This window comes from Burkholderia sp. WTPI3 (assembly GCF_021483755.1).
Classification (GTDB): Bacteria; Pseudomonadota; Gammaproteobacteria; order Burkholderiales; family Burkholderiaceae; genus Burkholderia.
The window spans coordinates 17,759-27,214 of the sequence record NZ_JAGIXF010000081.1; the positions used below are offsets into that span (position 1 = coordinate 17,759).

The following is a 9,456-nucleotide window of genomic DNA, read 5'->3' on the forward strand; positions in this document are numbered from 1 at the left end:
GGAACACGATTGCGCCGCGGCCGGCGCGCCGCCTTCACAGCGTACGCATGGCGGCATTTTTCTTACGGAGTCCCCATGCTTTCTCGACGCTACCTCGCGATGTGGTGTGCCGTCCTGCTGCTCGTCGCGGCGGCCGCACTCGCGTCTGCCCACATGCTTTCCTGGCTGTGGATCATCATCCCCGTCGCCCTCGTCGCGCTCGGTGTGTACGACCTGAACCAGGACCGTCACGCGATCCTGCGCAATTACCCGCTCTGGGGCCACTTCCGCTTCCTGTTCGAATTCATCCGGCCTGAAATCCGCCAGTACTTCGTCGAGGACGACACCGACGAAAAACCGTTCTCGCGCGCGCAGCGCAGCCTCGTCTACCAGCGCGCGAAGAACGTCGCCGACAACCGTCCGTACGGCACCGAACTGAACGTGAAGGCCGTCGCGCACGAATGGATCAGCCATTCGCTCGCGCCGACGAAGCTGCCGAACCACGATTTCCGCATCCGCGTCGGTGCGAACCGCGCGCAGCCGTACGACATCTCGATCTTCAACATCTCGGCGATGAGCTTCGGCTCGCTGTCCGCGAACGCGATCCGCTCGCTGAACCTCGGCGCCAAGAGGGGCGGTTTCGCGCACGACACCGGCGAAGGCTCGCTGTCGAAGTACCACCGCGAAAACGGCGGCGACATCATCTGGGAAATCGCGTCGGGCTACTTCGGCTGCCGCAACGACGACGGCACGTTCAACCCGGACAAGTTCGCGAAGCAGGCCGCCGAGCCGCAGGTCAAGATGATCGAGATCAAGCTGTCGCAGGGCGCGAAGCCGGGTCACGGCGGCGTGCTGCCGGCCGCGAAGATCACGCCCGAGATCGCCGAGACGCGCGGCGTGCCGATGGGCAAGGACTGCATCTCGCCCGCCACGCACTCGGAATTCTCGACGCCGCGCGGGCTGCTCGAATTCGTCGAGCGGCTGCGCACGCTGTCGGGCGGCAAGCCGACCGGCTTCAAGCTGTGCATCGGCCATCCATGGGAATTCTTCGGGATCGCGAAGGCGATGATCGAAACCGGCATCGTGCCGGACTTCATCGTCGTCGACGGCGCGGAAGGCGGCACCGGTGCGGCGCCGCTCGAATTCACCGACCACGTCGGCGTGCCGCTGCAGGAAGGGCTGCTGCTGGTGCACAACACGCTCGTCGGGATCGGCGTGCGCGACCGCGTGAAGATCGGCGCGAGCGGCAAGATCATCACCGCGTTCGACATCGCGCGCACGCTCGCGATCGGCGCGGACTGGGTGAACTCGGCGCGCGGCTTCATGTTCGCGGTCGGCTGCATCCAGGCGCAGCACTGCCACACCGACCGCTGCCCGACCGGCGTCGCCACGCAGGACCCGGTGCGCCAGCGCGCGCTCGTCGTGCCGGACAAGGCCGAGCGCGTGTACAACTTCCACCGCAACACGCTGCACGCGCTGCAGGAACTCGTGCAGGCGGCCGGCCTCGGCCATCCGTCCGAGCTGCGCGCGCATCACATCGTGCAGCGCGTCGCGCCGCACGAGGTGCGGCTGATGTCGCAGTTGCTTAAGTACCTGAAGCCGGGCGCGCTGCTCGACGGCCAGACCTGCGGCTATACGCTGTACGACAAGTGGTGGCCGATCTCGCGCAGCGATTCGTTCGTGCTCGGCGAGACCGTCTACGCATCGATCGAGTAACGGCGGATGCGCAGGATTGCCCGTCGCCCGGGCGGGCCGCATCGGGTAGGGAGAGGGGTCACCCCCTCAGCCCTCCCACACCACCGTACGTGCGGTTCCGCCCCGGCTCCTGCGTCATGGCCCCGCTCTCACGGGCTTGCGCTTCATCGGCTCGCATCGAGCCTCCACCGTCCTAATCGCGGTCCTTCATGTTCGGGCCTTCAGCCTCGCGGCCTACCATGCCCTCTGCTAATGGAATGGACGCCCCCGCCCGACACCTCTCGACGCCAGTAGCACTTCGGCAACCGTGCAGATCTCCCCGGGTATTGCGCACCCACCTTCACGCTTATGCCTGTCGGATATACGCCGCGTCGGACCGTGCAAGTTTCGGGCTTTGGCTGTTTGGGCCGCCTCACCCCAACGCGTCGTCTCTTATCCGCTTCCTGTTCGTCAGGCCAGCGCTTTGCCTCCGGCTTCCTTCAGACTCGCAGTCGCCCGCGACGCCCTTGCCATTGGCTAACACTTCCCCTTGCCGGGCGTGTAGAGGACTTTCACCTCCTAGTGAGTGCGCCCTGCCGGGCGCACCAAAACAAGAGCGCCCCCGCGGGGCGCTTTTTTGTCTGCTCAATACGCAGCCGGCGGTGCTCAGCCTTGCGGAAGCGTGTCGGCGAACGTCTGGCGCTGCGACAGCTTCGCGAAATGCTTGTCGAGATTCGGGTGGTGGTCGCGCCAGTTGAGCTCGGGCATCCGGAAGTCGAGGTAGCCGAGCGCGCAGCCGAGTGCGATGTCGGCGAGCGTGTAATGATTACCGACGCACCACGTCTTGCCGCCGAGGCCTTGCGACATCGCGACGAGGCCGTCGTCGATCTTGCGCTGCTGACGTGCGATCCAGCTCGCGCTGCGCTGCGCTTCGTCGCGCAGCGTGTATTCGAGACGGATCGCGACCGAGGCATCGAGCACACCATCGCCCAGCGCTTCCCAGCAACGCACTTCGACGCGCTCGCGCCCTGACGGCGGAATCAGCTTGCCGACCGGCGACAGCGTATCGACGTATTCGCAAATCACGCGGGAATCGAATACCGCAGCACCATCCTCCATCACGAGACACGGGACCTTGCCGAGCGGGTTCGATGCATGAATGTCCGTCTCCGGCGCCCACACGTTCTCGAGCTCCAGCTTGTAGTCGATCTTCTTTTCGGCGAGCACGATCCGCGCCTTTCGGACGAACGGGCTGCTGAGCGAACCGATTAATTTCATCATCTGCCTTTCTAAGGGAACTGCCGAGAGTATACGTTGTCGCCGATCATAACCGGCAGGCGCGGCCGGGTAGAAAATCGCCCGTCCGGCCTGTGGATGGTTTGCAACAGCCGCCGCTCGGCCCCTGCCGGCGCGGCTCGCGGCCGCCGCTCTCACGCGCCGCGTCCGGCGGCGCTACAATCGCACGATGAATGCGCCCCTCGATACCGCCATCGCCGTCGACGTCTACCGCCAGCGCCGCGAACGCGTGCTTGCCGCACTGCGTGCCGCGGGCGGCGGCGTCGCCATCGTCCCCACCGCGCCGGAAGTGCTGCGCAACCGCGATACGGCATTTCCGTACCGGTTCGACAGCTACTTCCATTACCTGACAGGGTTCGCCGAGCCCGATGCCGTGCTCGTGCTGAACTCGGCCGCGTCGCATGGCGCGCCGGAGTCGATCCTGTTCTGCCGTGCGAAGAATGCCGATCGCGAGATCTGGGAAGGATTCCACTACGGGCCCGAAGCCGCGCGCGACGCATTCGGTTTCGACTCGGCCTACGCGGTCGACGTGATCGACACCGAGATACCGCGCCTGCTCGCCGACGCGGGCACCGTGCACTACCGGTTCGGCGCGTCGGCCGACTTCGAGCGCCAGCTCGCCGGCTGGGTCGACGCGGTACGCGCGCAGGCCCGCACGGGCGTCGCAGCGCCGGACGCGCTGCTCGACCTCACGCCGCTGCTCGACGACATGCGGCTCGTGAAGGACGAGCACGAACTCGCGACCATGATGCGTGCCGCGCACATCTCCGCGCTCGCGCATCGCCGTGCGATGCAGGCCTGCCGCCCGGGGGTCCGCGAATACGAACTCGAGGCCGAGCTGCTGTATACGTTCCGCAAGCATGGCGCGCAGGCGCCCGCGTACGGCTCGATCGTCGCGGCCGGCGCGAACGCATGCGTGCTGCACTACCCGGCCGGAAACGCGGCCGCGCAGGATGGCGACCTGATCCTGATCGACGCCGCGTGCGAACTCGACGGCTACGCGTCGGACATCACGCGCACCTTCCCCGCCAACGGGCGCTTCTCGCCCGCGCAGCGCACGCTGTACGACATCGTGCTCGCCGCGCAACAGGCCGCGATCGACGCGACGCGCGCGGGCGTGCCGTTCGAGGCGCCGCACGACGCGGCCGTGCGCGTGCTGGCCCAGGGGCTGCTCGACACCGGCATCATTCCGAAAACGCGCTTTGCGAACGTCGATGACGTGATCGCGGAGCGCGCGTACGCGCGCTTCTACATGCACCGCACCGGCCACTGGCTCGGGATGGACGTGCACGATTGCGGCGACTACCGCGAGCGGCTCGCCGCGCGCGACGCGAACGGCATGCTGCCGTGGCGCACGCTGAAGCCCGGCATGACGCTCACCGTCGAGCCGGGCCTGTATGTGCGCGCCGCCGACGACGTGCCGTCCGAATACTGGAACATCGGCATCCGGATCGAGGACGATGCGATCGTGCGCGAGCACGGCTGCGAGCTGATTACGCGCGACGTCCCCGTTGCGGCGGCCGAGATCGAGGCGCTGATGCGCGCGGGCGCGGCGCACGGCGCATGAGCCGGCCGCCGCGCCTTCGTCAGCCGGCAGCGGACCGCCGTCGGCTGCCGTTGACCGTTACCCTGTTTCACGAACATTGATGACGACCGCTTCCTCCCCGGCCACGCCGGACTACGACCTCGCCATCGTCGGCGCGGGCCCCGTCGGGCTCGCGCTCGCCGGCTGGCTCGCGCGGCGCAGCGCGACGCAGCGTGCGTCGATCGCGCTGATCGACGCACGCGAACCGGCCGCGAGCGCGAACGATCCGCGCGCGATCGCCGTGTCGCACGGCAGTCGCGTGCTGCTCGACACGCTCGCGTGGCCCGGCGATGCGACGCCGATCGAACACATCCACGTTTCGCAGCGCGGCCATTTCGGCCGCACGCTGATCGACCGTGACGAGCACGACCTTGCCGCGCTCGGTTACGTCGTGCGCTATGGCTCGATCGTGCAGGCGCTTGCGAGCGCGGTGCACGGCACGCGCATCGACTGGCTCACGTCGACCACCGCGCGCGCACCGCAGCAGGACGCCGACGGCGTCACGCTGACGCTCGACGGGCCGCAAGGCGAGCGCACGCTGCGCGCGCGCCTCGTCGTCAACGCCGAAGGCGGGCTGTTCCACGAACAGCAGGCCGACACCGGCAAACACCAGCGCGACTACGGACAGACCGCGATCGTCGGCACCGTCACGGTCTCGGCACCGCGCCCGCACGTCGCATGGGAACGCTTCACGCACGAAGGCCCGCTCGCGCTGCTGCCGCTCGGCGGCCCGCGCCAGGCGAAATACTCGCTCGTGTGGTGCTGCACGCCCGACGAGGCGGCACGCCGCGCCACCCTGCCCGACGACGCGTTTCTGCGTGAACTCGGCGCGGCATTCGGCGAGCGCATGGGCCAGTTCGTCGCGATCGCGGGGCGCGCGTCGTTCCCGCTCGGGTTGAATGCCGCGCAAACGCTCGTCAGCGGACGCATCGCGATTGTCGGCAACGCCGCGCAAACGCTGCATCCGGTCGCGGGCCAGGGGCTCAACCTCGGGTTGCGCGATGCGCACACGCTCGTCGATGCGCTATCCGCGCAAGGCTTCGAAGCAACCGCGCTCGCCACCTTCAACGCACGGCGCGCGCTCGACCGCCGCTTCACGATCGGCGCGACCGACACGCTCGCGCGCCTGTTCACGGTCGATACCGGCCCGCTTCCGCTGCTGCGTGGCGCGGCACTCACCGCGCTCGAATTCGTGCCGCCGCTCAAGAAGGCCATCGCGCGCCAGATGATGTTCGGCCAGCGCAACTGACGCGCGACGCGCCGCGCATTGCGCGCGGCCGGGCCACTCAAACCGGGTCAAATCGGCGGGGCATGGGAATACGGTAAAATGCGCGTTTTCCCTCCGCCCTTTTTGGCCCGCGACGCCCCGCGCTCGCGGGCGGTGCCATTGCGATGCCCGTTATCGGCTCTCACGTTTTGCGTAACAACCTGTTCGTCGCCCCGATGGCCGGCGTGACGGATCGTCCGTTCCGCCAGCTGTGCAAACGGCTGGGGGCCGGGTACGCCGTGTCCGAGATGGTCGCGTCCAACGCGCAACTGTGGAAGAGCGCGAAGACGATGCGGCGGGCGAACCACGAAGGCGAAGTCGAGCCGATCGCGGTGCAGATCGCGGGCGCCGATCCGGCGATGATGGCCGAAGCGGCCCGCTACAACGTCGACAACGGCGCGCAGATCATCGACATCAACATGGGCTGCCCGGCGAAGAAGGTCTGCAACGTCGCGGCCGGCTCCGCGCTGCTGCAGAACGAGCCGCTCGTGCAGCGGATCGTCGAGGCCGTCGTCGCGGCGGTCGGCACCGGGCCCGATGCGGTGCCCGTCACGCTGAAGATCCGCACCGGCTGGGATCGCGAACACAAGAACGCGATCACCGTCGCGCGCCTGGCCGAAGCCGCCGGCATCTCGATGCTGACCGTGCATGGCCGCACGCGCGCCGACCTCTACCGCGGCGACGCCGAGTACGACACGATCGCGGCCGTGAAGGCGGCCGTGCGCATTCCCGTCGTCGCAAACGGCGACATCACGTCGCCGGCAAAAGCGAAGGCCGTGCTCGATGCAACCGGCGCCGACGCGCTGATGATCGGTCGTGCAGCGCAAGGTCGGCCGTGGCTGTTCCGTGAAATCGATCATTTCCTGCAAACCGGCGAGCTGCTGCCCCCGCCGCGGATCGACGAGATCCAGCACGTGATGAACGAACACCTGGAAGACCACTATGCGTTCTACGGCGAATTCACGGGAGTCCGTACTGCGCGCAAGCACATCGGCTGGTACACTCGCGGCCTTTCCGGTGCCAATGGCTTCCGGCACCGAATGAACACGCTCGATTCCACCCGCGAGCAGCTCGCCGCCGTCAATGCATTCTTCGAGGCGCAAAAGGCGCTGTCGGACCACCTCGTCTACGTCGATGACGAAGAGGAAAACGGCCAGGGCGAGTCGGACGACCATAACCAGTTAGCAGCATGAGCAAGCACAACATCGAACAATGTGTCCGCGAGAGCCTGGACGTGTATTTCCGGGATCTAGACGGCTCCAATCCGCACGACGTCTATGAAATGGTGATGTCCTGCGTCGAAAAGCCGATGCTCGAGGTCGTGCTCGTACAGGCAGGCGGCAACCAGTCGCTCGCCGCGGAGTACCTCGGCATCAATCGCAATACGCTGCGCAAGAAGCTGCAGCAGCACGGCCTGCTGTAGGCAGCCGTCCCGTCCCCGTTTCCCTGGCTATTGGTGGTTCCATCATGATCAAGCAAGCGCTCATTTCCGTTTCCGACAAGACCGGCATCGTCGACTTCGCGAAGTCGCTGTCCGACCTCGGCGTCAAGCTGCTGTCGACGGGCGGCACCGCGAAACTCCTCGCCGACGCGGGTCTGCCCGTGACCGAAGTGGCTGACTACACGGGCTTCCCGGAAATGCTCGATGGGCGCGTGAAGACGCTGCACCCGAAGGTGCACGGCGGCATCCTCGCCCGCCGCGACCTGCCCGAGCACATGCAGGCGCTGGAGCAGCACGGCATCCCGACGATCGACCTGCTCGTCGTGAACCTGTATCCGTTCGTCGCGACGATCGCGAAGGATGACTGCACGCTCGCCGACGCAATCGAGAACATCGACATCGGCGGCCCGACGATGCTGCGCTCGGCGGCAAAGAACCACCGCGACGTGACGGTCGTCGTCGACCCGGCCGACTACGCAGTCGTGCTCGACGAAATGAAGGCGAACGGCAATGCGGTCGGCTACGCGACCAACTTCCGTCTCGCGACGAAGGTGTTCGCGCACACCGCGCAATACGACGGCGCGATCACGAACTACCTGACGAGCCTGACCGACGAACTGCAGCACGCATCGCGCAGCGCCTACCCGGCCACGCTGAACATGGCGTTCGACAAGGTGCAGGACCTGCGCTACGGCGAGAACCCGCACCAGAGCGCCGCGTTCTACCGCGACCTCGCGACGCCGGCCGGCGCGCTGGCGAACTACCGCCAGCTGCAAGGCAAGGAACTGTCGTACAACAACATCGCCGATTCGGACGCGGCGTGGGAATGCGTGAAGACGTTCGACGCACCGGCCTGCGTGATCATCAAGCATGCGAACCCGTGCGGCGTCGCGGTCGGCAACGATTCGGCCGATGCGTACGCGAAGGCATTCCAGACCGACCCGACGTCGGCGTTCGGCGGCATCATCGCGTTCAACCGCGAAGTCGACGAAGCGGCTGCACAAGCCGTCGCGAAGCAGTTCGTCGAAGTGCTGATCGCACCGTCGTTCTCGGACGCAGCGAAGCAGGTGTTCGCCGCGAAGCAGAACGTGCGCCTGCTCGAGATCGCACTCGGCGACGGCCATAACGCATTCGACCTGAAGCGCGTCGGCGGCGGCCTGCTCGTGCAATCGCTCGATTCGCGCAACGTGCAGCCGAGCGAGCTGCGCGTCGTCACGAAGCGCCAGCCGAGCACGAAGGAAATGGACGACCTGCTGTTCGCATGGCGCGTCGCGAAGTATGTGAAGTCGAACGCGATCGTGTTCTGCGGCAACGGCATGACGCTCGGCGTCGGTGCAGGCCAGATGAGCCGCGTCGATTCCGCACGCATCGCGAGCATCAAGGCGCAGAACGCGGGCCTCACGCTGGCGGGTTCGGCCGTCGCATCGGATGCGTTCTTCCCGTTCCGCGACGGTCTCGACGTCGTCGTGGCGGCAGGCGCGACCTGCGTGATCCAGCCGGGCGGCTCGATGCGCGACGACGAAGTGATCGCCGCGGCCGACGAACACGGCATCGCGATGGTCCTGACGGGCGTGCGCCACTTCCGTCACTGATCGAACGCGGCCCGCGCGGCCTCGGCACGACAACCCGGCGGCATCGCACCCGCCGGGTTTTTTATTGCGCGGCGCCCGCGCATGCGGCCGCGCGGCCGGTGCGCCGCACCATTCGTTGTAGTATCGCTGCATCAGGTTTTTGTCCTCACTCATGCGAATTCTCGGCATCGACCCCGGCCTGCGCGTTACCGGCTTCGGCGTCATCGACGTCAGCGGCCACCGGCTCGCCTATGTCGCCAGCGGCGTGATCCGCACACCGACGGCCGACCTGGCCACCCGGCTCGGCACGATCTTCCAGGGCGTCTCGACGCTCGTGCGCGAGCACGCGCCCGACCAGGCCGCGATCGAGCAGGTGTTCGTCAACGTGAACCCGCAGTCGACGCTGCTGCTCGGCCAGGCGCGCGGCGCCGCGATCTGCGGGCTCGTCGCAGGCGGCCTGCCGGTCGCCGAATACACGGCGCTGCAGCTGAAGCAGGCCGTCGTCGGCTACGGCCGCGCGACCAAGTCGCAGATGCAGGAGATGGTCACGCGGCTGCTCAACCTGTCCGGCCAGCCCGGCAGCGACGCGGCCGACGCGCTCGGCATGGCGATCTGCCACGCGCACAGCGGCAACACGCTCGGC

The 9,456-nt window shown here is 67.4% G+C and carries 7 protein-coding genes and 1 pseudogene; 7 read left to right on the forward strand and 1 reads right to left on the reverse strand.

Going from position 1 to position 9,456, the window contains the following annotated elements:
* The first annotated feature begins 8 nt into the window (after positions 1 to 8).
* Positions 9 to 1,695 (forward strand): annotated as a pseudogene (locus J7024_RS29860) (FMN-binding glutamate synthase family protein).
* Between the two features lie 624 nt (positions 1,696 to 2,319).
* On the opposite strand, the gene J7024_RS29865 reads toward J7024_RS29860, so the two are convergent.
* Complete coding sequence (locus J7024_RS29865) at positions 2,320 to 2,934, reverse strand: glutathione S-transferase family protein (protein ID WP_124827116.1); 615 nt, start codon at positions 2,932 to 2,934, stop codon at positions 2,320 to 2,322.
* A 184-nt stretch (positions 2,935 to 3,118) separates the two neighbouring features.
* Between J7024_RS29865 and J7024_RS29870 the strand changes: the two genes are divergently transcribed.
* The 6 genes from J7024_RS29870 to ruvC form a co-directional block, all read left to right on the forward strand.
* The gene (locus tag J7024_RS29870; RefSeq protein WP_124827117.1) at positions 3,119 to 4,516 is read left to right on the forward strand and encodes an aminopeptidase P N-terminal domain-containing protein; all 1,398 of its coding nucleotides are present in this window, start codon (positions 3,119 to 3,121) and stop codon (positions 4,514 to 4,516) included.
* A gap of 79 nt (positions 4,517 to 4,595) precedes the next feature.
* A complete protein-coding gene (locus J7024_RS29875; RefSeq protein WP_175760810.1) occupies positions 4,596 to 5,783 on the forward strand; it encodes a UbiH/UbiF/VisC/COQ6 family ubiquinone biosynthesis hydroxylase in 1,188 nt (395 codons plus the stop codon).
* Positions 5,784 to 5,926: 143 nt separating this feature from the next.
* Complete coding sequence (gene dusB / locus J7024_RS29880; RefSeq protein WP_006751898.1) at positions 5,927 to 6,994, forward strand: tRNA dihydrouridine synthase DusB; 1,068 nt, start codon at positions 5,927 to 5,929, stop codon at positions 6,992 to 6,994.
* Positions 6,991 to 7,224 carry a Fis family transcriptional regulator gene (locus tag J7024_RS29885; RefSeq protein WP_006476892.1) on the forward strand — a complete coding sequence of 78 codons (234 nt, stop codon included), beginning with the start codon at positions 6,991 to 6,993 and terminating at the stop codon, positions 7,222 to 7,224. Before dusB ends, J7024_RS29885 begins: the two co-directional genes overlap by 4 nt.
* Positions 7,225 to 7,268: 44 nt before the next feature.
* Positions 7,269 to 8,834 (forward strand): bifunctional phosphoribosylaminoimidazolecarboxamide formyltransferase/IMP cyclohydrolase, encoded by a 1,566-nt coding sequence (gene purH / locus J7024_RS29890; protein ID WP_124827119.1) that lies wholly within the window; start codon positions 7,269 to 7,271, stop codon positions 8,832 to 8,834.
* A 151-nt stretch (positions 8,835 to 8,985) separates the two neighbouring features.
* Positions 8,986 to 9,456 (forward strand): crossover junction endodeoxyribonuclease RuvC (gene ruvC, locus J7024_RS29895; protein ID WP_234745712.1); only part of this gene is annotated, 471 nt, incomplete at its 3' end.

What these genes read in the sequence shown, in the direction of transcription:
- J7024_RS29865 (WP_124827116.1), bottom strand. Translation starts at nt 2,934, where the DNA reads ATGATGAAATTAATCGGTTCGCTCAGCAGCCCGTTCGTCCGAAAGGCG.
- J7024_RS29870 (WP_124827117.1), top strand. Translation starts at nt 3,119, where the DNA reads ATGAATGCGCCCCTCGATACCGCCATCGCCGTCGACGTCTACCGCCAG.
- J7024_RS29875 (WP_175760810.1), top strand. Translation starts at nt 4,596, where the DNA reads ATGACGACCGCTTCCTCCCCGGCCACGCCGGACTACGACCTCGCCATC.
- dusB (WP_006751898.1), top strand. Translation starts at nt 5,927, where the DNA reads ATGCCCGTTATCGGCTCTCACGTTTTGCGTAACAACCTGTTCGTCGCC.
- J7024_RS29885 (WP_006476892.1), top strand. Translation starts at nt 6,991, where the DNA reads ATGAGCAAGCACAACATCGAACAATGTGTCCGCGAGAGCCTGGACGTG.
- purH (WP_124827119.1), top strand. Translation starts at nt 7,269, where the DNA reads ATGATCAAGCAAGCGCTCATTTCCGTTTCCGACAAGACCGGCATCGTC.